This window comes from Aquibaculum sediminis, assembly GCF_040712085.1.
In the GTDB taxonomy this organism is placed as follows: Bacteria; Pseudomonadota; Alphaproteobacteria; order Kiloniellales; family DSM-21159; genus Aquibaculum; species Aquibaculum sediminis.
Genome location: NZ_JBFCVK010000003.1, coordinates 138,170 through 158,391 on the forward strand (window position 1 = coordinate 138,170; position 20,222 = coordinate 158,391).

The 20,222-nt window shown below is 66.3% G+C and carries 19 protein-coding genes and 1 riboswitch; of the genes, 6 read left to right on the forward strand and 13 right to left on the reverse strand.

Translation table 11 applies throughout. The features are described from left to right. The first annotated feature begins 154 nt into the window (after positions 1–154). Entirely contained in the window at positions 155–1,132 is a 978-nt protein-coding gene (gene trxB / locus ABZ720_RS05740; protein ID WP_366554553.1) for a thioredoxin-disulfide reductase, read from the forward strand. A 43-nt stretch (positions 1,133–1,175) separates the two neighbouring features. Here the strand turns inward: trxB and ABZ720_RS05745 are convergent, their stop codons facing one another. Next, positions 1,176–1,409 carry a DUF1674 domain-containing protein gene (locus ABZ720_RS05745; RefSeq protein ID WP_366554554.1) on the reverse strand — a complete coding sequence of 78 codons (234 nt, stop codon included), beginning with the start codon at positions 1,407–1,409 and terminating at the stop codon, positions 1,176–1,178. Between the two features lie 75 nt (positions 1,410–1,484). Here ABZ720_RS05745 and htpX point away from each other — a divergent pair, with 75 nt between their 5' ends. From htpX to ABZ720_RS05760, 3 genes are read left to right on the forward strand one after another with little or no spacing between them, the layout of a single operon-like run. Next, positions 1,485–2,351 (forward strand): zinc metalloprotease HtpX, encoded by an 867-nt coding sequence (htpX, locus tag ABZ720_RS05750; protein WP_366554555.1) that lies wholly within the window; start codon positions 1,485–1,487, stop codon positions 2,349–2,351. A gap of 11 nt (positions 2,352–2,362) precedes the next feature. Beyond that, positions 2,363–3,502 carry a Do family serine endopeptidase gene (locus ABZ720_RS05755; protein ID WP_366554556.1) on the forward strand — a complete coding sequence of 380 codons (1,140 nt, stop codon included), beginning with the start codon at positions 2,363–2,365 and terminating at the stop codon, positions 3,500–3,502. Positions 3,503–3,516: 14 nt separating this feature from the next. After that, the gene (locus ABZ720_RS05760; protein ID WP_366554557.1) at positions 3,517–4,476 is read left to right on the forward strand and encodes a zinc metalloprotease HtpX; all 960 of its coding nucleotides are present in this window, start codon (positions 3,517–3,519) and stop codon (positions 4,474–4,476) included. Positions 4,477–4,598: 122 nt separating this feature from the next. On the opposite strand, the gene ABZ720_RS05765 is transcribed toward ABZ720_RS05760, so the two are convergent. The 8 genes from ABZ720_RS05765 to ABZ720_RS05800 form a co-directional block, all read right to left on the reverse strand. Further along, a complete protein-coding gene (locus ABZ720_RS05765; protein ID WP_366554558.1) occupies positions 4,599–4,925 on the reverse strand; it encodes a hypothetical protein in 327 nt (108 codons plus the stop codon). A gap of 126 nt (positions 4,926–5,051) precedes the next feature. Beyond that, entirely contained in the window at positions 5,052–6,263 is a 1,212-nt protein-coding gene (locus tag ABZ720_RS05770; RefSeq protein WP_366554559.1) for a phosphoglycerate kinase, read from the reverse strand. 60 nt (positions 6,264–6,323) lie between these two features. Next, positions 6,324–7,157 (reverse strand): ferritin-like domain-containing protein, encoded by an 834-nt coding sequence (locus ABZ720_RS05775; RefSeq protein WP_366554560.1) that lies wholly within the window; start codon positions 7,155–7,157, stop codon positions 6,324–6,326. Between the two features lie 184 nt (positions 7,158–7,341). Continuing rightward, positions 7,342–7,758, reverse strand: coding sequence for a F0F1 ATP synthase subunit epsilon (locus ABZ720_RS05780; protein ID WP_366554561.1), 417 nt, complete (start codon positions 7,756–7,758; stop codon positions 7,342–7,344). Positions 7,759–7,794: 36 nt separating this feature from the next. Next, positions 7,795–9,219, reverse strand: a complete 1,425-nt coding sequence (atpD, locus tag ABZ720_RS05785; RefSeq protein WP_366554562.1) for a F0F1 ATP synthase subunit beta — start codon at positions 9,217–9,219, stop codon at positions 7,795–7,797. Between the two features lie 51 nt (positions 9,220–9,270). Further along, complete coding sequence (locus ABZ720_RS05790) at positions 9,271–10,167, reverse strand: F0F1 ATP synthase subunit gamma (protein WP_366554563.1); 897 nt, start codon at positions 10,165–10,167, stop codon at positions 9,271–9,273. A 39-nt stretch (positions 10,168–10,206) separates the two neighbouring features. Next, entirely contained in the window at positions 10,207–11,736 is a 1,530-nt protein-coding gene (gene atpA / locus ABZ720_RS05795) for a F0F1 ATP synthase subunit alpha (RefSeq protein ID WP_366554827.1), read from the reverse strand. Next, positions 11,736–12,296 (reverse strand): F0F1 ATP synthase subunit delta, encoded by a 561-nt coding sequence (locus tag ABZ720_RS05800; protein ID WP_366554564.1) that lies wholly within the window; start codon positions 12,294–12,296, stop codon positions 11,736–11,738. The genes atpA and ABZ720_RS05800 overlap by 1 nt, the downstream gene beginning before the upstream one ends. Positions 12,297–12,537: 241 nt before the next feature. Further along, a riboswitch (TPP riboswitch) is annotated at positions 12,538–12,652 on the forward strand. A 56-nt stretch (positions 12,653–12,708) separates the two neighbouring features. On the opposite strand from ABZ720_RS05800, the gene ABZ720_RS05805 reads away from it, so the two are divergent. After that, on the forward strand, positions 12,709–13,668 hold the full coding sequence (locus ABZ720_RS05805) for an ABC transporter substrate-binding protein (protein WP_366554565.1): 960 nt from the start codon (positions 12,709–12,711) through the stop codon (positions 13,666–13,668). Positions 13,669–13,707: 39 nt separating this feature from the next. On the opposite strand, the gene ABZ720_RS05810 is transcribed toward ABZ720_RS05805, so the two are convergent. From ABZ720_RS05810 to ABZ720_RS05825, 4 genes are all read right to left on the reverse strand, one after another. Further along, positions 13,708–14,325: a sarcosine oxidase subunit gamma gene (locus ABZ720_RS05810; RefSeq protein WP_366554566.1), complete on the reverse strand. Its 618-nt coding sequence runs from the start codon at positions 14,323–14,325 to the stop codon at positions 13,708–13,710. Continuing rightward, the gene (locus ABZ720_RS05815) at positions 14,318–17,338 is read right to left on the reverse strand and encodes a sarcosine oxidase subunit alpha family protein (protein ID WP_366554567.1); all 3,021 of its coding nucleotides are present in this window, start codon (positions 17,336–17,338) and stop codon (positions 14,318–14,320) included. Before ABZ720_RS05815 ends, ABZ720_RS05810 begins: the two co-directional genes overlap by 8 nt. Before the next feature lie 79 nt (positions 17,339–17,417). Next, a complete protein-coding gene (locus ABZ720_RS05820) occupies positions 17,418–17,711 on the reverse strand; it encodes a sarcosine oxidase subunit delta (RefSeq protein WP_366554568.1) in 294 nt (97 codons plus the stop codon). Positions 17,712–17,721: 10 nt separating this feature from the next. Next, positions 17,722–18,975: a sarcosine oxidase subunit beta family protein gene (locus ABZ720_RS05825; RefSeq protein ID WP_366554569.1), complete on the reverse strand. Its 1,254-nt coding sequence runs from the start codon at positions 18,973–18,975 to the stop codon at positions 17,722–17,724. 229 nt (positions 18,976–19,204) lie between these two features. Between ABZ720_RS05825 and ABZ720_RS05830 the strand changes: the two genes are divergently transcribed. Further along, complete coding sequence (locus ABZ720_RS05830; RefSeq protein WP_366554570.1) at positions 19,205–20,200, forward strand: GlxA family transcriptional regulator; 996 nt, start codon at positions 19,205–19,207, stop codon at positions 20,198–20,200. Positions 20,201–20,222: the final 22 nt, after the last annotated feature.

Below are 20,222 nucleotides of genomic sequence, written 5' to 3' on the forward strand. Positions count from 1 at the left end.
GCTAGACCGGATCGCAGTTGGTTTGGACCATCAGGTTCAAAATCAAATGCGTGAATCCGGTCTTCATCAAAGAGGCAGAGCCGGTTCACGTCTCTGTTCGGATCGCTTTGCGAATTCGATCTGAGACGATCGGCTCCAATGCAGCGGAGCGGTCATGTCCGACACACGTCATTCGCGCGTCCTGATCCTGGGTTCAGGGCCGGCCGGCTACACCGCGGCCATCTATGCGGCCCGGGCCAACCTCAAGCCGATGCTCATCCAGGGACTGGAACCCGGAGGGCAGCTCTCCATCACCACCGATGTCGAGAACTACCCCGGCTTTGCCGATCCCATCCAGGGCCCCTGGCTCATGGAGCAGATGGGCGCCCAGGCGGCCAACGTCGGCACCGAGATCATCTCCGACACCATCGTCGAGGTGAACCTAAAGCAGCGGCCCTTCCTGGCCGTGGGCGACAGCGGCACGCGCTACACCGGCGACAGCTTCATCATCTGCACCGGCGCCCAGGCCCGTTGGCTGGGGGTTCCCGGAGAGGAACGCCTGCGCGGCTTTGGCGTCTCCGCCTGCGCCACCTGCGACGGCTTCTTCTATCGCGGCAAGCAGGTGGCGGTCATCGGCGGCGGCAACACCGCGGCCGAAGAGGCGCTCTTCCTCACCAACTTCGCCGAAAAGGTCCACCTCGTGCACCGGCGCGACAGCATGCGGGCCGAGAAGATCCTGCAGGACCGCCTCTTCGCCAATTCGAAGATCGAGTTCATCTGGAACTCAGTGGTCGAGGAGGTCCTCGGTGACGAGGGTCAGGGCGGGTTGCCGCCGGGTGTCACCGGGGTGCGCCTGAAGAGCAGCGAGGACGGGGGGCAGCGTGATCTGGCCGTGGACGGCGTTTTCGTCGCCATCGGTCACGATCCGGCCACGCAGCTCTTCAAGGAACAGCTTCGCACCGATCCCAACGGCTACATCCTCACCGCGCCGGATTCCACTGCCACCGACATCCCCGGGGTTTATGCGGCTGGCGACGTGAAGGACCACGTCTACCGCCAGGCCGTGACCGCTGCCGGGATGGGCTGCATGGCCGCCCTGGAGGCTGAGCGCTGGCTGGCGATCCAGGATCTGGCCGAACAGGCTGCGGAATAGCGAGCAGCGCGGATGGACAACGCGCTGCACCCTGCGCCAAGGCTTAGAAGTCGACGCAGATGCCTTTGCGTTCCCAATCGCCGTAACGGGTCGGCTCCGGACCCTCGGGTCCGCCGATCTCCTTGCTCTCAGGCTTGGGGTTCCCGGACTGCTCACGGCGCGTCTGTTCCTCGGCACGGGCGCGTGCGGCAGCATCGACGGGCTCACCGGCCGGACCCGCCGCGCCGCGCAGGCGCGCTGCGACGCTTTGTGGAGTGTGGCTCTTGAATTCGCGCATGGGCGAAATATGGCCCGGGAGGCACCGGCTGCCAAGGCTTGAACGGGCGGTGGCGCGCCTTACTTATCTCTCGCTATGAGTTACGCAAAGACTGCTCTTCTCCTCGCCGGCATGACCGGCCTTTTTCTCGCCGTCGGTTACCTCCTGGCGGGGGAAGGCGGCATGCTCATCGCGCTGGTCATCGCCATGGGCATGAACTTCTTCGCCTACTGGAAGAGCGATTCCATGCTGCTGCGCATGTACGGCGCCAAGCAGGTGGACCGGAGCAGCGCGCCCGAGCTCTACGGCATTGTCGAGCGCCTGGCGGAGAATGCCGGGCTGCCCATGCCCAAGGTCTTCGTCATCGAGAATGAGCAACCCAACGCTTTTGCCACGGGGCGCAACCCGGCCAATGCGGCTGTGGCTGCGACGACCGGTCTGCTGCAGCGCCTGAGCTGGGAAGAGGTGGCCGGTGTCATGGCCCATGAACTGGCGCACGTCAAAAGCCGCGACACCCTGATCATGACCATCACCGCGACGCTGGCCGGCGCCATTTCCATGCTGGCCAACTTTGCGCTCTTCTTCGGCGGCAGCCGCAACAACCCGCTGGGCATTGTCGGGGTGATCCTGATGATGGTTCTGGCGCCCATGGCCGCCATGGTCGTGCAGATGGCGATCTCGCGCACGGCCGAGTACCGCGCCGACGCAGAAGGCGCGCGCATCTCCGGCCAGCCGCTGTGGCTCGCCTCGGCGCTGGAGAAGATCGAGCAGGCGGCTCAGCGCATCGACAATGTCGCCGCCGAACGCAATCCGGCGACGGCCCATCTCTTCATCATCAATCCGCTGCACGCCCACAAGGTGGACAGTCTCTTCTCCACCCATCCGCGCACCGCCAATCGCATTGCCCGCCTGCGGGAGATGGCGGGCGCCACGACCACCACCGCTCGAGGGCCCTGGGGATAGGGGGATCAGCCATGCCGGCAGAGCCAGGATCGATCGCACGCACCGAAAGACCGGGACCTCTGAGCGAACAGCGAAGCCGTAGACGCACCCTGGCGCTGCTGGGCGCTGCGCTCAGCCTGCCGCTGCTTGCCCCGGCGGCCGAAGCCTTCGATCTCGACCGCGAGCGCGGGGTGCTCACCGTTGCGCCGCAGCTCTCCCGGGTCACGCCGGCCGTGGTCAACATCTCCGTGCGCCAGCAGGTGCCGGTGCATCAGAACCCGCTGCTGCAGGATCCCTTCTTCCGCCGCTTCTTCGGCCTGCCGGAATGGCAGGCGCCGCAGCAGCGCCAGGCGCTCTCCGCCGGCTCGGGCGTGATTGTCGATGCCGGGCGCGGCCTCGTGATGACCAACACCCACGTCATCGAGCACGCGGATCAGATCATCGTGTCCCTGGTGGATGGCCGCCAGGAGCCCGCCGAGGTGGTCGGCGTGGATTCCGCCACTGACATCGCCCTGCTGCGCATCCGCGGCGACAACCTCCAGGCCGCGCCCATGGGCGACTCCGACCGCCTCGAGGTGGGGGATCTGGTCTTTGCCATCGGCAACCCCTTCGGCCTGGGACAGACCGTGACCAGCGGCATCATCTCCGCCCTGGGACGCACCGGCATCAATCGCGGCGGCTACGAGGACTTCATCCAGACCGACGCCTCGATCAACCCCGGTAACTCCGGCGGCGCACTGGTCAACTCCCGGGGCGAACTCATCGGCATCAACACGGCGATCCTCAGCCGCTCCGGCGGCAACATCGGCATCGGCTTTGCCGTGCCGAGCAATCTGGCGCGCGGCGTCATGGATCAGCTCGTGGCACATGGCCGGGTCGAGCGCGGGCGCATCGGCGTGTCGATCCAGGATCTCACCCCCGACCTGGCCCAGGCCTTCGGCCTCCCCGGTGTCGACGGCGCCCTGGTGACCGCGGTCGAGGCCGGCTCTCCTGCCGCCCAGGCCGGGCTGCAGCGTGGTGATCTCGTCGTCGCGGTCGAGGGTGAAGCGGTGCGCAATTCCACGGCCCTGCGCAATCGCATCGGGCTCGTGCGGGTCGGTGAGCGGGTGGACATGACCATCCTGCGTGACGGTCGACAGCATCAGCTTCAGCTGCGCGTCGCGGCCCTGTGACACGAGGGCCGACCATGGCCCGCTCCGGCTTTCCCTCCTCCCGTCTCGACGAGGCCATACGCCGCCGACACAAGCGGCGCAACCTCCTGCAGTCCTTGGTGCTGCTCGTGGCCATGGCCGGGCTGCTGAGCGTATGCGCGCTGCTGCTCTTCGGCCCGGCGGCCAGCCTCTGGGCAGCGCTGGGCTGGCTGCTGGGCATGGCCATCGCCCCACGGATCGAGCCGGGCGCAGCGCTGGCGCTTTACGGCGCCCGCCCCCTGCCCCGCCAGGCCTTTCCCAACGGCTACGACATCCTCGAGCGCCTGGCTGCCCAGGCCGGCTTGCAGCAGTTGCCGCCGCTCTATCATCTGCCCAGTCCACAGCTGAATGCCTTCACCGTGGGACGCCGCGGCGAGGCGGCCATCGCCGTGACCGACGGGCTGCTGCGCCAACTCAATGCCCGCGAGTTTGCCGCCGTGATGGCGCACGAGATCGGGCATCTGATCAACAATGATCTCTGGGTGATGAATCTCGCCGACAGCCTGTCGCGCCTGACGCGCGTGCTCGGCTTTGTCGGCCTGCTGCTGCTCTTCCTCGGCCTGCCCCTGCTGCTCACCGGCGAGGCGGGGCCGGGCTGGCTGCTTGGGGCCGGTCTGCTGGCGCTCGCGCCGACGCTGGCCGCCCTGCTGCAACTGGCGCTCTCGCGCACCCGCGAGTTTGATGCCGACCTGGAAGCCGTGGCGCTGACTGGAGACCCCGCCGGCCTGGCCTCGGCCCTGACCAAGCTGGAACGCCGCCAGCGCGGTCTCTGGGCGCTGGTGACCGGCCAGGGAAAGACGCAGATCCCATCACTGCTGCGCAGCCATCCGGGAACGACCGAGCGGATCGAACGCCTGCGCAGCCTCCAAGGTGACCGGGAGCGCATTGCCCTGTGGGGTGACGAACTCGACCGGCCGGACCGACCGTCGCGGCGACGCCCGTGGGTTCCAAGGTGAGGTGGAGCGGATCACGGGAACGCAAAAGCAATCGGCCCGCCTCCAAGGAAGCGGGCCGATCATAATTCGGGGTGCCTGCGTCATCCGCCCGCATGCGCTGCGGGCGGATTGGCTTGGGAGAATCAGGCGCCGATGTCGCTCTCTTCGACCCAGCGGAAATCGGAATTTTTCGCCACGCCCGGAGCAGCCTCAAATCGCGTGGACTGCGACTGGACGCTGTTCGGGTTGAAGGACTCGAGGCTGGCGTTGCCGCTGCCCACGGGGGCAATGCGGTGGATGACCACGCCATCGCTCGCGGACTGGTGAGCTGTGGGCTGATTGGCCTGCGCCTCGGTGGCGTGGCCGACGTAGCTGTTGAGGCTCGCGTTCTGCTGACCCATGTCCGCCATGGCCGGGGTCGCCGCCACGAATGCCAGAACCGCTGCCGATGCCAATACCGTCTTCATCATGGTGATCTCCTTAAGGGTTGAGCTTGGGAGGAGAGATCCTCCAAGCGCCTGTCTAAGAGATCGTTATTCCATGTCGAATAAGTAAGGGCGGCATTCAGCAGCGGACTGTTTCTCTGGGACGAACAATCAGCCCCTTGAATCCTCGCGCAGCACCTGCACGCCGGGGAGCGTCTTGCCCTCCAGCCATTCCAGGAAGGCACCACCGGCTGAGGAGACATAGCTGAAGGCGTCCAGCACGCCCGCGTGGCTGAGCGCCGACACGGTGTCGCCGCCGCCGGCCACCGACAGGAGCGTGCCGGCGCGGGTCAGATCGGCCGCTGCCTGAGCCACCTGATTGGTGCCGGCATCGAAGGGCTGGATCTCGAAGGCACCCAGGGGACCGTTCCACACCAGCGTCCTGCATTCCGCCAGGCGGAGCGCGATGTGCTCAGCCGTGCGCGGACCGATGTCCAGGATCATGCGGTCGGCCGGCACCTGCTTCACGGTGACCACGTCATAGGCCGCATTGGGCTTGAACTCGGCCGCCACGACCGCATCGGTCGGCAACACGATGTCACAGTCCGAGGCCTTGGCCCTGCGCACGATATCCTCGACCGTGGGCGCCATCTCCTTCTCGCAGAGGGAAGCGCCCACATTGACGCCAAGCGCGTGCAGGAAGGTGTTGGCCATGCCGCCGCCGATCACCAGGAGCTGCACCCTCTCCACGAGATTGCCCAGCAGCTCCAGCTTGGTGGAGACCTTGGCCCCGCCGACGATGGCCGCCACGGGTCGCTCGGGCTGCTCAAGGGCCTTCTGCAGGGCCTCCAGCTCCTCCTGCATCAGCAGGCCGGCCACGGCCGGCAGCTTGTGCGCAATGCCTTCCACGGAGGCGTGAGCGCGGTGGGCGGCGGAAAAGGCATCGCTGACGAAGAGGTCGCCCAGCGCCGCCAGTGCGGCAGCAAACTCGGGGTCGTTCTTCTCCTCGCCCTTGTGGAAGCGCAGGTTTTCCAGCAGCAGCACCCCGCCCTCGGGAAGCTCGGCCAGGGCGCGCTCGGCCGGGGCACCGATGCAATCCTCGGCAAAACGCACCGGCACCTCGGCGCCCAGGGCGGCCTGGAGTTCCGGCAACAGCGGCGCCAGCGACATGTCCTCGCGCCGCTCACCCTTGGGCCGCCCGAAGTGGCTCAGCAGCACAACCTTTGCCCCGGCCTCGCGCAGGCGGTGAATCGTGGGGATTGCCCGCGTGATGCGGGTCGCGTCGGTGACCCGCCCCTGCTCCATGGGCACATTGAAATCCACCCGCACCAGGGCGGTGCGCCCCGCAAGCGTGACGTCATCAAGGGTTCGGAAGGCTGTCATGGGACGCTCCGGCTGAAAGGAGAACGTGAATCGAACGACTCCCGGGCGCGTGGCCGGGCGTCAGGCTGCGAGCGCACCGTCGCGGCTGAGACGGCGGTGGCGCCGGCGCATTATGCCATAGGCGACCTTGGCCATGAGCTGGGCCATGCGACCCTGGGCACTGAGGCCCGCGGCCTTGCAGATCATGGCCGAGGCCCGCTGTACCCGCACCGGCTTATAGTAGCCATAGGCGCGCACCATGTAGGCGCTGCTCCAGCGCTTGCGGTCATAGGGTTCGTCGGCCGGCGCATTGGCGGCGTAGTAGGCATAGGCCAGCTCGTCGTCCTCGGTCTCCTGCATGCGGCTCACCGCGATCAGGAAGCGCCGGACGCGGCTGATTCTCTCGCGCTCGAGATAGCGGCGCAGATGCGTATAGAAGAGCTTGTAGTGACGCAGCTCGTCGGCTGCGATGCGCTGACATATATCCTTGAAAACGGGCTCTTCGGTCGAGTCGGCCAGTGACCCGTAGTAGGAGGAGGTGCCCACCTCCACGATGCAGCGCGCCACCAGTTCGCCGCTGCGCGAGCCGCGCACCGAGGTGGTCGAGTCAACCGGAATGCGAAAGCCGGAGCGGAAGCGCTCCATGGCGCCGTCGAAGTCGAAGTCGGGATCGGCCATGCGGGCCCAGCGGCCCAGCGCTTCGCCGTGCTGCACCTCTTCCCCGGCCCAGCGTCGTGCTTCAGCCTTGAAGGTCTCGTCGTCGGGGAAGACGTTACAGAGATAATCGGCGTAGTCGCCGGAGTTGAACTCGACCAGCGCTGCAGCCTTGGCGATCTTCAGAAGCTCAGGATCGACCCGCGTGCGATCAAAGCGATCCCAGGCGATGTCGTCGAGCGACCAGTGCTTTTCGGACATGTCTCACCCTCGGCCCCCTGATGTTCGCCGGATCTTCGCATTGAAACCGGCGACTGCCATGTAAGTGCGATGGCTAACGGCCGCAAGAGAGAGCATTTTCGCTCCGCACGCAACCCTCATGCACGAGTGGGCGGTCCGAAAAAGGTGGCAGGACCGGTATGGCACCGGCCTTTCCGACCCACACTCAGTTGGCGCGGCTCAATGCGTCGAGTTTGGCTTCCAGGACGCTCACGCGCTTCGCGGCGACCGCCTTGTCATGCTCGCTCTTCGCGTCCGCCACATCCTCGCGGGCATTCTTCAATGCCTGCTCGGTCGCGGCGCGATCGATTTCCTCGAGCGGCTCCGCCTCCACAGCCAGAACGGTGCAACGCTCTGGTGTCACTTCCGCGAATCCACCGGAAACGAAGAGGCGCTGGCTGACCGCCCGGCGCTCTTCGTAGACCGAGATGACACCGGGCCGCACCGTGGAAATCATCGGCGCATGGCGGGGCAGCACGCCGAAATCGCCATCGCCGCCCGGCACCACGACCATGTCCACTGCCTGCGACAGCAGCAGCTTCTCCGGCGAGACGAGTTCGAACTCGACCTTCTGCTCAGCCATGTCAGCCTATCCTCGTTCTTGCCAAAGACCCGTCGCTTATGCCGCTTCGGCGGCCATCTTGCGGGCCTTCTCGACGGCGTCGTCGATGGTGCCGACCATGTAGAAGGCCGCTTCCGGCAGGTGATCGTATTCGCCTTCCACCAGGCCCTTGAAGCCGCGGATGGTCTCTTCGAGCGGCACCTGCACACCCGGCGTGCCGGTGAAGACCTGCGCCACGTCGAAGGGCTGCGAGAAGAAACGCTGAATCTTGCGGGCCCGGGCGACGGTCAGCTTGTCCTCTTCGGACAGCTCGTCCATGCCCAGAATGGCGATGATGTCCTGAAGCTGCTTGTACTGCTGCAGCGTCTCCTGGACCCGACGCGCCACGTTGTAGTGCTCCTCGCCCACCACATCCGGCTCCAGGATGCGGCTGGTGGAGTCGAGCGGATCGACTGCCGGGTAGATGCCCAACTCGGCGATCTGACGGCTCAGCACCGTGGTGGCGTCCAAGTGCGCGAAGGACGTGGCCGGCGCCGGATCGGTCAAGTCATCGGCCGGCACGTAAATGGCCTGCACCGAGGTGATCGAGCCCTTGGTAGTGGTGGTGATACGCTCCTGCAGTGCACCCATGTCCGTGGCGAGAGTTGGCTGATAACCCACCGCCGAGGGAATGCGGCCCAACAGCGCCGACACTTCCGAACCCGCCTGGGTGAAGCGGAAGATGTTATCCACGAAGAAGAGCACGTCCTGGCCTTCCTCATCGCGGAAGTACTCGGCGAGGGTCAAGCCAGTCAGGGCCACACGCGCGCGGGCGCCCGGCGGCTCGTTCATCTGACCATAGACCAGGGCCGCCTTCGAGGCGGAGCCGTCGGTCTTGATGACCCCGGAGTCCATCATCTCGTGGTAGAGGTCGTTGCCCTCGCGGGTACGCTCGCCCACGCCGGCGAAGACCGAGTAGCCACCATGCGTTTTGGCGACGTTGTTGATCAACTCCATGATCAGCACCGTCTTGCCCACACCGGCACCGCCGAAAAGGCCGATCTTGCCGCCCTTGGCATAGGGAGCAAGCAGGTCGACGACCTTGATGCCCGTCACCAGCATTTCGGCTTCGGTCGACTGATCAGTGTAGGTCGGCGCCGCTCTATGGATCGGCGCGCTGAGCTTGGCACCCACCGGCCCACGCTCATCGATCGGTTCGCCGATGACATTGATGATACGCCCCAGCGTCTCGGGGCCAACCGGAACCGTAATCGGCTCACCCGTATCGGTGACCTCCTGACCACGCACCAGGCCTTCGGTGGCATCCATGGCAATGGTGCGCACCGTACTTTCGCCGAGATGCTGCGCGACCTCGAGAACCAGACGTTGATCGTGATTGCTGGTCTCGAGCGCGTTCATGATCGCAGGCAGGTCGCCCTCGAACTGCACGTCGACCACCGGTCCCATGACCTGGGTGACTTTCCCGACGAGGTTCTTGGCCATCCTATGCTCCTCTAGTGCCTTTTGCTTCCATGCGGGCGCAAAGAGCGCACACTACATGGCCTCCTTGGCGGAGACGATTTCGATAAGTTCTTTGGTGATCGCGGCCTGACGCGTGCGGTTGTAGAGCAGCGTCAGTTTCTTCTTCATGTCTTCGGCATTGCGCGTCGCATTGTCCATTGCGGTCATGCGTGCACCCTGCTCACCGGCGTTGTTCTCCAGCAGGGCATTGAAGACCTGAACTGCGAGGTTGCGCGGCAGCAGTTCGGCGAGGATCGTCTCCTCGTCCGGCTCGTAATCGTAGACCATACCCTGGTTCTCTTCTGCCTGCACCTCCTCACTGGAGGCCTCGGCCTCCGGCGCGGCAAAGGGAACGAGCTGCTGGCGGGTGACGACCTGGGAAATGGCCGACTTGAACTGCGCGTAGTAGAGCGTGCAGACGTCGAACTCGTCCTCGTCGTACATGGCCAGCAGGCGCTGGGCGATCTCGTCGGACTTCCCGAAGCTCGGTCGCGGCTTGGAGACGTCTTCCAAGGTGTCGATGATCACATCGGCATGACCGCGGCGCAGGGCATCACGGCCCTTGCGGCCGATGCACAGCACCTTCACCGTCTTGCCCTCGCCCTTCAGGCGCTCGATATCACGGCGCGCTTCACGGGCGATGTTGGCATTGAAGGCGCCGCAGAGACCACGATCGGCCGTAGCCACCACCAGCAGATGCACATCCTGCTTGCCGGTGCCGCTCAGCAGCTTGGGCCCCTGGCCGCCACGGTTGCCCGAGGCCAGGGAGCCCAGCATGCGCGCCATGCGAGCTGCATAGGGCCGCGAGGCTTCCGCCTGCTCCTGGGCACGCTTCAGCTTCGCCGCGGCCACCATCTTCATGGCCGAGGTAATCTTTTGCGTCGATTTGACGCTGGCGATACGGGAGCGGAGCTCCTTGAGGCTAGCCATGTCTCTTCAACCGCAACTCGTTCACAGAAGGGGCGAAAATCAAGCGTAAGCCTTGCCGAGCTCGGCAATCAGGCTTTTCAGCTTCTCCTCGGTTTCCGAGGAGAGATCCTGGCTCGTGCGAATGGATTCGAGGATCGACTGGCCTTTCTCCCGCAGCGCCACGAGGAGCTTCTGCTCGAAGTCACCCACCTGGGATGTCGGAATCTTGTCCAGGTAGCCACGCACACCGGCGTAGATCACGCAGACCTGCTCTTCCACCGGCAGCGGCTTGTACTGCGGCTGCTTCAGCAGCTCGGTCAGACGCTGACCGCGCTGCAGCAGACGCTGGGTCGCCGCATCCAGGTCGGAGGCGAACTGCGCGAAGGCTTCCATTTCGCGGTACTGGGCCAGTTCCAGCTTGATGGTGCCGGCCACCTTCTTCATCGCCTTGATCTGGGCCGCGGAACCGACACGGCTGACCGACAGGCCGACGTTCACCGCCGGACGCACGCCCTTATAGAAGAGGCCGGTTTCAAGGAAGATCTGACCGTCGGTGATCGAGATCACGTTGGTCGGAATGAAGGCACCCACGTCGCCGGCCTGGGTCTCGATGATCGGCAGTGCCGTGAGCGAACCGGCACCGTGATCGTCGCCCATCTTGGCCGCACGCTCCAGCAGACGGGAGTGCAGGTAGAAGACGTCGCCCGGGAAAGCCTCGCGGCCCGGCGGACGGCGCAGCAGCAGCGACATCTGGCGATAGGCAACCGCCTGCTTCGACAAGTCGTCGTAGCAGATAACGGCATGCATGCCGTTGTCGCGGAAGTACTCGCCCATGGTGCAGCCGGTGTAGGGCGCCAGGAACTGCAGCGGAGCCGGGTCGGAGGCGGTGGCCGCCACGACGATGGAGTATTCCATCGCTCCGGAGTCCTCCAGGGTCTTCACCAGCTTCGCGACGGACGAGCGCTTCTGACCGATGGCGACGTAGATGCAGTAGAGCTTCTTGCTCTCATCGTCCCCCTGGTTCAGGGGCCGCTGATTGATGAAGGCGTCCACGGCAATGGCAGTCTTGCCGGTCTGACGGTCGCCGATGATCAGCTCACGCTGGCCGCGGCCGATCGGGATCAGGGAGTCGATCGCCTTCAAGCCGGTCTGCATCGGCTCGTGCACTGACTTGCGCGGGATGATGCCCGGCGCCTTGGTCTCGACACGCATGCGCTGGTCGCTATCGATCGGACCCTTGCCGTCGATCGGGTTGCCGAGTCCGTCGACCACGCGGCCGAGCAGGCCCTTGCCCACCGGCACGTCGACGATGCGCCCCGTGCGCTTGACGATGTCGCCTTCCTTGATGCCTCGATCGTCGCCGAAGAGCACGATGCCGACGTTGTCGACCTCGAGGTTCAGCGCCATCCCCTGGATGTCACCGGGAAACTCGACCAACTCGCCGGCCTGGACGTTGTCGAGGCCGTAGACACGGGCCACGCCGTCACCCACCGAAAGCACCTGGCCTACCTCGGCGACGTCCGCCTCGGCACCGAAGTTCTCGATCTGCTCCTTGAGGATCGCCGAGATTTCCGCGGCGCGGATGTCCATCATCCAACCCCTTTCATAGCGAACTGAAGTCGTTGCAATTTGGTCCTGAGCGAAGTGTCGATCATGCGGCTGCCCACCTTGACCACAAGACCACCGAGCAGGCTCGGATCGGTCTTCTGGACGAGCTGGATCTTGCCGCCCACCGACTTCGACAGGGAATCGAGCAGGGCCTTCTCCTGCGTCTCGGACAGCGGCAGCGCGGCCGTCACCTCGGCGCGCACTTCGCCGCGCCGACGCGCCAGCTCCGCCATAAAGGCCCGAATCATGTTGGGTAGTGCATGGAGGCGCCGGTTTTGCGCCACCACCATAATAAAGCGACGGGTAAGATCCGTGACCCCCGCCTTGGCCAGAACCGCATCCATGGCCTTGGCCTGCTGCTCGCGCCCATAGAGCGGGCTGCGCACCAGCCGCTGAAGATCCTCACTCTCGGCCAGCAAGGCGTCAATGCCCTTGAGGTCTTCCGAGACCTTGTCCAAGGCCTGCGCCTGATCGGCGAGCTCGAACAGTGCCAGGGCGTAACGCCCGGCCAGACCGCCCGTCGAGGTGTCTTCGCCTGCCAAAGCCTAATCGCTCCCCAGAAAGAAGTGAGGCATCGGCCCCATCGGCCGCGTGTCTCCTGAGTAGGGAACCACCCGAAGACCGTCAGGCCAGGGCAGCATCCGCGGAAGCACGGAAAGGGACCGTCGCAGACAGGCTCCGCCCCATCCGCGCGACGGGTAGGTATCACAGGGTCTCAGGGAGTGCAAGCGGGCCCGCGCAGACTTTCGCTTGACCCTCGCGGCGGCGACAGCCTAGCTTTCCCGCGGTTCCTGGGGGTGTCCTCGCATGGTGAGGGCTGAGAGACCGCGGTGCGCGCGGAAACCCTTAGAACCTGATCCGGGTCATGCCGGCGCAGGGAATGGAACGGGCACGCGGAACCGCTCTGGTCCGCCGTCTCCCTCTTCCCCTGACAACGGCGAAGAGGAGATTGCAATGCATATCACAGCCAACAGCTTTTGCCGGGGACTGATCGCGCTTGCCGCCACAGTCCTACTGAGTGGCGCGCCGGCGCGCGCCGAACCCCTGACGGTGCTGCTCGACTGGTTCGTCAATCCGGACCACGCCCCGCTGATCGTGGCCCAGGACCGGGGCTTTTTCGCCGAGGTCGGCCTGGAGGTCGAGCTGATCGAGCCGGCCGATCCCAACGACCCGCCCAAGCTCGTCGCGGCGGGCCAGGCGCCCCTGGCGGTCACCTATCAGCCTATGCTCCATCTGCAGGCAGAGGCGGGGCTGCCGCTGTCGCGCATCGCCACCCTGATCGCCACGCCGCTCAACAGCCTGGTGAGCCTGGCCGACGGGCCGGTACAGGCCATGTCCGACCTGAAGGGGCGGCGGGTCGGCTACTCCATCGGCGGCATGCAGGAGACCCTGCTGCGTCGCATGCTGGAGAACAGCGGGCTCGAACTGGACGATGTGGAGCTGATCAACGTCAACTTCGCGCTCTCCCCGGCTCTGCTTACCGGGCGGGTCGATGCGGTGATCGGCGCCTTCCGCAACTTCGAGCTCAATCAGCTCGAACTGGAAGGCCAGGCCGGGCGCGCCTTCTATCCCGAGGAGGAGGGGGTGCCGGCCTACGACGAACTGATCATCGTCGCCAATAGCAACGCGCTCGACGACCCGCGTCTGCCGGCCTTCCTCGAGGCCCTGGAGCGCGGGGTGCAGTACCTGATCAATCACCCGGAGGAGAGCTGGGAGATTTTCGTAGCCTACGACGAAGGCCTGGACGACGACCTCAATCGCCGGGCCTGGTGGGACACCCTGCCCCGCTTTGCCCTGCGGCCCGGCGCGGCCGACATAGGCCGCTACGAGCGCTTCGCCCGCTTCCTGGAGGAAAGCGGGGTGGTCGAAGCCCTGCCGCCGGTGACCGACTACGTCACCGAACTGGACCGCTAGGTTCGGGAAGCCCGGACGAGCCCTGCCGCGCAGGGCTCGTCAGGCGCTCAGCACTGAGACACCGTACTCCCGGCCGGCATCGCTGAGCCAGCGCCAGGCATAGTCGGCAAAAGAGCGGCGGACATGGATCCGGAAGCGCGGGCTCTCGTTCAGCTTCTGGAGGGTCATGGGCGCCTTTGACAGCAGCGACCGGGCACAGCGGCCGGCCGGGAAGCTGCGTGGATGCAGGTCCAGCGGGCAGGCCTTGGCCAGAAGGTCGGCTGCATGCGCTCCCGAAATCTCGAGCGCAAACCAGTTGTCGCTGGTGTCCACGGCCGACGCGAACTGGCCGGCCAGCGGGTCCTCCAGGGCGGCAAGCAGCGACTCGGCATCACTGTCGCCATCGCAGAGCCACCACTCGTCGGGCCCGAGGCAGAGCAACTGCCGTCCCTCCGCCTCGCCGGAGACCGCACCAACCTCCTGCGGCAGCTTCAGGCCACTGGCCTGCTCCACCGCAGCGGCGAAAGCGCCTTCCCCGCCAGAGCCGCGCAGGGTGATCACCGTCCGGAAGGGACGCTCGGCCAGCGCCACACCATCATCGGCCGCGAGCTCCGCGCGGGCGTGGGTGGCCAGACCCAGGTGGGCCAGGGGGCTCTGGCGCAGGAAGTCTTCAACCATGGAGGCGCTCTCCCGCCTTATCGAAAAACACCGGTTCGGTGATAGTGCAGGCGACGGTCCGGTCGGCCAGCGGTGCATAGAGCCGCTGGCCCATGCGCGCCTGCCCGCCCTTCACCAGCGCCAGCGCGATGGCCTTGCCGCAGTTGGGGCTCCAGTAGCTGGAGGTGACGTGGCCGACCATGGGCACCGGCGGTCGGGCGGCGCCGTTGCTCTCCACCAGCTGCGCCCCTTCGGGCAGGACCTCGCGCCCGTCCTCGGTCATCAGCCCCACGAGCTGCTTGCGGTCGGGCTTCTGCATATCGGGTCGGAACAGCGAGCGACGGCCCAGGAAATCCGGTTTCTTCTTGGAGACGATCCAGTTCATGCCCAGGTCCAGCGGCGTCACCGACCCGTCTGTCTCCTGGCCGACGATGATGAAGCCCTTCTCCGCGCGCAGCACATGCATGGCCTCGGTGCCATAGGGCGTGATGGCGTACTTGGCGCCGGCGCGGATCAGGGTCTCCCAGACCGCCAGGCCGTAGCGGGCCGGGACGTTGATCTCGAAGGACATCTCGCCGGTAAAGGAAATGCGGAAGACCCGCGCCTTCACGCCGGCCACGCGGCCTTCGGCGAAGCTCATGTGCGGGAAGGTCTCCGAATCGAGCTTAAGGTCGCTCACCTCGCCCAGCAGCGCCTTCGCCTTGGGACCGGAGATGGTCATGGTCGCCCACTGCTCCGTGACGGAGGTGAGATAGACCTTCATCTCCGGCCATTCGGTCTGCAGCCACTCCTCCAGCCAATCGAGGACGTTGGCCGCCCCGCCGGTGGTCGTGGTCATCAGGAAGCGGTCCTCGGCCAGGCGCGAGGTCACGCCGTCATCTAAGACCATGCCGTCTTCCTTGAGCATCAGCCCATAGCGGCAACGTCCCACCTTCAGGGTGGAGAACATGTTGGTGTAGACCAGATCCAGGAAGCGCGCCGCGTCGGGCCCGCACACCTCGATCTTGCCCAGAGTGGTGGCGTCCAGGATGCCCAGGGAGTCGCGGGTGGCCTTCACCTCCCGGGCCACGGCGGCGTGCAGGTCCTCGCCCGGGCGCGGATAGTACCAGGCACGCTTCCACTGCCCTACGTCCTCGAAGGCCGCGCCCTGGGCCTGGTGCCAGCCGTGCATCGGCGTGGTGCGCTCGGGATCGAGCAGGCCATCCACGTCGCGCCCGGCAAAGGCCCCGAAGGTCACCGCCGTGTAGGGCGGGCGGAAGGTGGTCACGCCCACCTCCGGCACCGGCTTGCCCAGATGCTCCGCCACGATGCCGATGGCGTTGACGTTCGAGGTCTTGCCCTGGTCGGTGGCCATGCCGGTGGTGGTGTAGCGCTTGACGTGCTCGATGGAGCGATAGCCTTCGCGCAGGGCCAGCAGCAGGTCGGAAGCCGCCACGTCATGCTGCTGATCGACGAAATGCTTGCCGCCCTGGCCCACCGGCTGGGTCGAGGGCACGAGGTAGATTTCACGCAAGGGAAGGAAATCGCCCTCCCCGCCCGCATGCGGCGCCGGTCTCTCGCTGCCGCTGCCAGCAAAGCCGGCGGCTTCAGCTGCCTGCAGGCCCGCGGCATGGGCCTCACGCAGGGCCTCGCCCAGCGCGAAGGTGCCGTTTGCCCCGCCGACGACCGCCTGGTTGCGCTGCATGGAGCGAGCCGGCCGGAAGCAGGCGCGCTGCTCGTCCCACTCCAGGCTGCCCTTCGACTGGCAGAAGAGGTGGACTGTGGGGTTCCATCCGCCGGACACGGCGAGCAGGTCGCATTCGATCGGTTCTCCGCCGCCGAAAACCCGGCCGCCGTCCCCGTCCATCGGCGCGACGAAGGCCTTGCGCAGGCGCAGGTGCCCCTGGGTGCCGGTCACGGCGTAGCCGCTGCGAATCGGGATACCTTCGTCGCGCGCCTGGGCGCTCAAGGGGCCTTTGGCTGCCAGGCGCAGGTCGATGACCGCGGCCAGGTCCACGCCTGCGTTCTTGAGATCCAGGGCCGCGCGATAGCCGCTGTCGTTGTTGGTGAGCACCAGGGCGCGCCCACCGGGCTTCACGCCCCAGCGGCGCAGATAGGCCGAAGCCGCGGAGGCCAGCATGATCCCCGGGCGGTCGTTGTCGCGGAAGACCGGCGGGCGCTCGATCGCGCCACTGGCCAGCACCACCTGCGCCGCACGCACCTTCCACATGCGCTGGCGCGGCAGATGCTGCGGGCGGGAATAGGGCGCGTAGTGGTCGGTGACCTTCTCCAGGACACCCAGGAAATTATGATCGTAATAGGCAAAGCAGGTGCTGCGGGTCAGCACCCGCACTTCCGGCAGCGACTCCAGTTCCGCGCGCGCCGCCTCGACCCATTCCGCTGCCGGCTGGCCGTCGATCTCGCTGTCCGGCGAGGAAAGCAGGTGGCCACCCAAGGTCGAATCCTGCTCCACCAGCAGAACCCGGGCGCCGCGCCGGCCGGCAGCCAGCGCAGCGGCCAGACCGGCCGGACCCCCGCCCACCACCAGAAGGTCGCAGTGGGCGTAGGTCTTGTCATAGCGGTCAGGGTCGGGCAGGCGCGGCGCGCGCCCCAGGCCCGCGGCGTGGCGAATCGGCCCCTCGAAGAGCTTCCAGTTCGGCCACATGAAGGTCTTGTAGTAGAAACCCGAGGGCAGGAAGCGGCTTGCCAGGCTGGCTCCCTCGCTGAGATCGAACTCCAGCGACGGCCAGCAGTGCTGCGGCATGGCAGTCAGGCCGTCGAACAGCTCCACCTGGGTCGCGCGCTGGTTCGGATCGGTACGCGGGTCCTCACCGAGCTGCACCAGGGCATTGGGCTCCTCGGCACCGGCAGAAAAGATGCCGCGCGGCCGGTGATACTTGAAGCTGCGCCCGACGAGGTGCACGCCGTTGGCCAGCAGCGCCGAGGCCAGGGTATCGCCAGGATGGCCTTCATAGCTGCGGCCGTCGAAGCTGAAGCGCAGGCTCTTGCTGCGATCGATCACACCGCCTTCCGGCAAACGGAAACTCTGGGCCATCGCACACTGGGTCCTTGAACTTTAGGTGGGCCTCGATGGGGCCAATTGACGGGGCAAGGCGCGCTTCGAAGCCGACCTGTTAAGGGTAGCGCCGCTCCGGCAACTCCGGCGGCTCCACCCCCATGGGATAAACGGTCAGGATTTCGTAGGTGACAGTGTCGCGCGCGACATTGAACCAGCGCCGGCAGCCATGGGCGTGCATCCAGCGCTCCCGAATCAGGCCCTTGGGGTTGTCGCGCAGGAAGACATAGTCGGCCCACTCGGCATCGCTGAGCGCAGCCGGATCGAGGGGGCGGGCGATGTGGGCCTCACCGCCATAGGAGAATTCGGTCTCGCTCCGGGGGCCGCAGTGGGGGCAGTCGATCAGCAGCATGGGTGCTTCCTCAATGCGCAACGGCCGCGGCGCCGTGCTCGTCGATCAGATAGCCGGTGCGATAGCGGTCGAGTGTGAAGGGGGCGTTGAGGGGATGCGGCTCGTTGCGCGCCACCGTGTGCGCGAAGGCCCAGCCCGAACCGGGTGTGGCCTTGAAGCCGCCGGTGCCCCAGCCGCAGTTGATGTAGATCCCCTCCACCGGGGTCTTGGAAATGATCGGGCTGGCATCGGGGCAGACGTCCACGATGCCGCCCCACTGCCGCATCATGCGCATGCGCCGGAAGATCGGGAACATCTCGCAGATGGCGGCCACGGTCTCCTCGGTGACCGGCTGGCTGCCGCGCTGGCCGTAGCCCACGTACTTGTCGACCCCGGCACCGATGACCAGCTCGCCCTTGTCGGACTGGCTGATGTAGGCGTGGACCGCGCCGGACATGACCACGCAGTTGATGGCCGGCTTCACCGGCTCGCTCACCAGGGCCTGCAGCGGCACCGACTGCACCGGCAGGCGGAAGCCCGCCATCTCCGCCAGAACGGAGGAATGTCCGGCGACGACGATGCCCAGCTTGCTGGTCTCGATGTAACCGCGCCCGGTCTCCACGCCCTGGACCTTGCCGTCGGCGACGCGGATGCCGTGGACCGGGCATTCCTGAATGATGTCGACACCCAGGGCATCGGCCGCCCGGGCATAGCCCCAGGCCACGGCGTCATGCCGGGCGGTGCCGCCACGACGCTGCAGCGAGGCGCCCAGCACCGGGTAGCGCCCGCCGGCGCGCAGATCGATGGCCGGGCAGAAATCCTTGACCTGCTGCGCGTCGAGCACTTCGCCGTCGATGCCGTTCAGCCGGTTGGCGTTCACGCGGCGCTGGATTTCCCGCAAGTCATGCAGGTTGTGCGCCAGGTTGAGCACGCCGCGCTGGCTGAACATGACGTTGTAGTTCAGCTCCCGGCTCAGACCTTCCCAGAGCTTCATGGCCTGTTCGTAGAGCGCGGCCGATTCGTCCCAGAGATAATTGGAGCGCACGATCGTCGTGTTGCGTCCGGTGTTGCCGCCGCCGAGCCAGCCGCGCTCGAGCACTGCGACATTTGTCATGCCGTGCTGCTTGGCGAGGTAATAGGCCGTGGCCAGGCCGTGGCCGCCGCCGCCGATGATCACCGCGTCGTAGCGCGGCTTCGGGGCAGGAGAACGCCATGCCTCCTGCCAATTCTCATGGCGGCTTAAGGCATTACGAGCCAGGGAGAAGATCGAATAGCGCTTGTTCATGCCTGCTGCCGCACCCTCTGACCAGCCTGTTGTCCCGCAACGTCCAATCCCAGTTTCCGACTGTATGGTGTCAGCGGCAACCCGACGATGCAACGCGGCCTAAAACCACCTCTTCAGGCGCATGGCAGCTCTTCCCCTCCCGCCGACAAGTTTCCATTTCGCGACATGCGTGCTTGTGCCACATTTCTCCTCCAGTCGTGTCGGCCAAGAGCCTGTCATAGAGGCATGCATGCTGGGTAATCTTCCCAAGGAGTTTCCGCAGGTCATCGGCTTCGTGCTGCTGCCGCGTTTTTCGATGATCGCGTTCAGCTCGGCCGTGGAGGCTCTGCGCCAGGCCAATCGGATCAGCGGGCGCGAACTTTACCGCTGGCCGATCTTCTCGGTGGACGGGCAAGCCGTGGCCGCCTCGAACGGACTCGCCTTCACGCCCGAAGGCGATCTCGACGCCGCCGCCAAGCTGCAGACCATCGCCCTGTGCGGCGGCCTTGAGATCCAGAAGGCTGCCGACCGTCGGCTGATCTCCTGGCTGCGCCGCATGGACCGTCAGGGCTGCGACATCGGCGGCATCTGCACCGCGCCCTACGTGCTGGCCAAGGCCGGCCTGCTCGACGATGTGGCCTGCACGATCCATTGGGAGAACCTCGCCTCCTTCGTCGAGGAGTTCCCGGAGCTGGATGTCAGCAACGAGCTCTTCGAGGTCGAGCGCAAACGCTTCACCTGCGCCGGCGGGACGGCACCGCTGGACATGATGCTCAACGTCATCACCCAGCAGCACGGCCATGAACTGGCGGCCGCCGTGGCCGAGCAGTTCATGCATGAGCGCATACGCGATCAGCACGATCACCAGCGCATGAGCCTGCCGGCCCGCCTGGGGGTGCGCCACCCCAAGCTGCTCTCCATCATCGCCACCATGGAGAAGAACCTGGAAGAGCCGCTGTCCCGGGCCCAGCTCGCCCGCGAGGCCGGGCTGTCCACCCGCCAGCTCGAGCGGCTCTTCCGCAAGTATCTCAATCGCTCGCCCGCGCGCTACTACCTGGAGCTTCGGCTCAACCGGGCGCGCCTGCTTTTGCTGCAGACCAACCTGTCGGTCATCGACGTGGCCCTGGCCTGCGGCTTCGTGTCCGCCTCGCACTTCTCCAAGTGCTACCGCGATTTCTTCGGCCGTACCCCGCGCAAGGAGCGCGGTCTGCCCGGCGAAGGCAACGAACTGCGCAAGGTCGGATAGCCGCCGAGCTGCGGGGGTCGCG

Coding starts and splice junctions, on each gene's coding strand:
- trxB (WP_366554553.1), top strand. CDS start 155: ATGTCCGACACACGTCATTCGCGCGTCCTGATCCTGGGTTCAGGGCCG.
- ABZ720_RS05745 (WP_366554554.1), bottom strand. CDS start 1,409: ATGCGCGAATTCAAGAGCCACACTCCACAAAGCGTCGCAGCGCGCCTG.
- ABZ720_RS05780 (WP_366554561.1), bottom strand. CDS start 7,758: ATGGCTGAGCAGAAGGTCGAGTTCGAACTCGTCTCGCCGGAGAAGCTG.
- ABZ720_RS05825 (WP_366554569.1), bottom strand. CDS start 18,975: ATGAACAAGCGCTATTCGATCTTCTCCCTGGCTCGTAATGCCTTAAGC.
- ABZ720_RS05755 (WP_366554556.1), top strand. CDS start 2,363: ATGCCGGCAGAGCCAGGATCGATCGCACGCACCGAAAGACCGGGACCT.
- htpX (WP_366554555.1), top strand. CDS start 1,485: ATGAGTTACGCAAAGACTGCTCTTCTCCTCGCCGGCATGACCGGCCTT.
- ABZ720_RS05790 (WP_366554563.1), bottom strand. CDS start 10,167: ATGGCTAGCCTCAAGGAGCTCCGCTCCCGTATCGCCAGCGTCAAATCG.
- ABZ720_RS05775 (WP_366554560.1), bottom strand. CDS start 7,157: ATGTCCGAAAAGCACTGGTCGCTCGACGACATCGCCTGGGATCGCTTT.
- ABZ720_RS05820 (WP_366554568.1), bottom strand. CDS start 17,711: ATGCTGCTGATCGACTGCCCCCACTGCGGCCCCCGGAGCGAGACCGAA.
- ABZ720_RS05810 (WP_366554566.1), bottom strand. CDS start 14,325: ATGGTTGAAGACTTCCTGCGCCAGAGCCCCCTGGCCCACCTGGGTCTG.
- ABZ720_RS05815 (WP_366554567.1), bottom strand. CDS start 17,338: ATGGCCCAGAGTTTCCGTTTGCCGGAAGGCGGTGTGATCGATCGCAGC.
- atpA (WP_366554827.1), bottom strand. CDS start 11,736: ATGGACATCCGCGCCGCGGAAATCTCGGCGATCCTCAAGGAGCAGATC.
- ABZ720_RS05765 (WP_366554558.1), bottom strand. CDS start 4,925: ATGATGAAGACGGTATTGGCATCGGCAGCGGTTCTGGCATTCGTGGCG.
- ABZ720_RS05805 (WP_366554565.1), top strand. CDS start 12,709: ATGCATATCACAGCCAACAGCTTTTGCCGGGGACTGATCGCGCTTGCC.
- ABZ720_RS05760 (WP_366554557.1), top strand. CDS start 3,517: ATGGCCCGCTCCGGCTTTCCCTCCTCCCGTCTCGACGAGGCCATACGC.
- ABZ720_RS05830 (WP_366554570.1), top strand. CDS start 19,205: ATGCTGGGTAATCTTCCCAAGGAGTTTCCGCAGGTCATCGGCTTCGTG.
- ABZ720_RS05770 (WP_366554559.1), bottom strand. CDS start 6,263: ATGACAGCCTTCCGAACCCTTGATGACGTCACGCTTGCGGGGCGCACC.
- atpD (WP_366554562.1), bottom strand. CDS start 9,219: ATGGCCAAGAACCTCGTCGGGAAAGTCACCCAGGTCATGGGACCGGTG.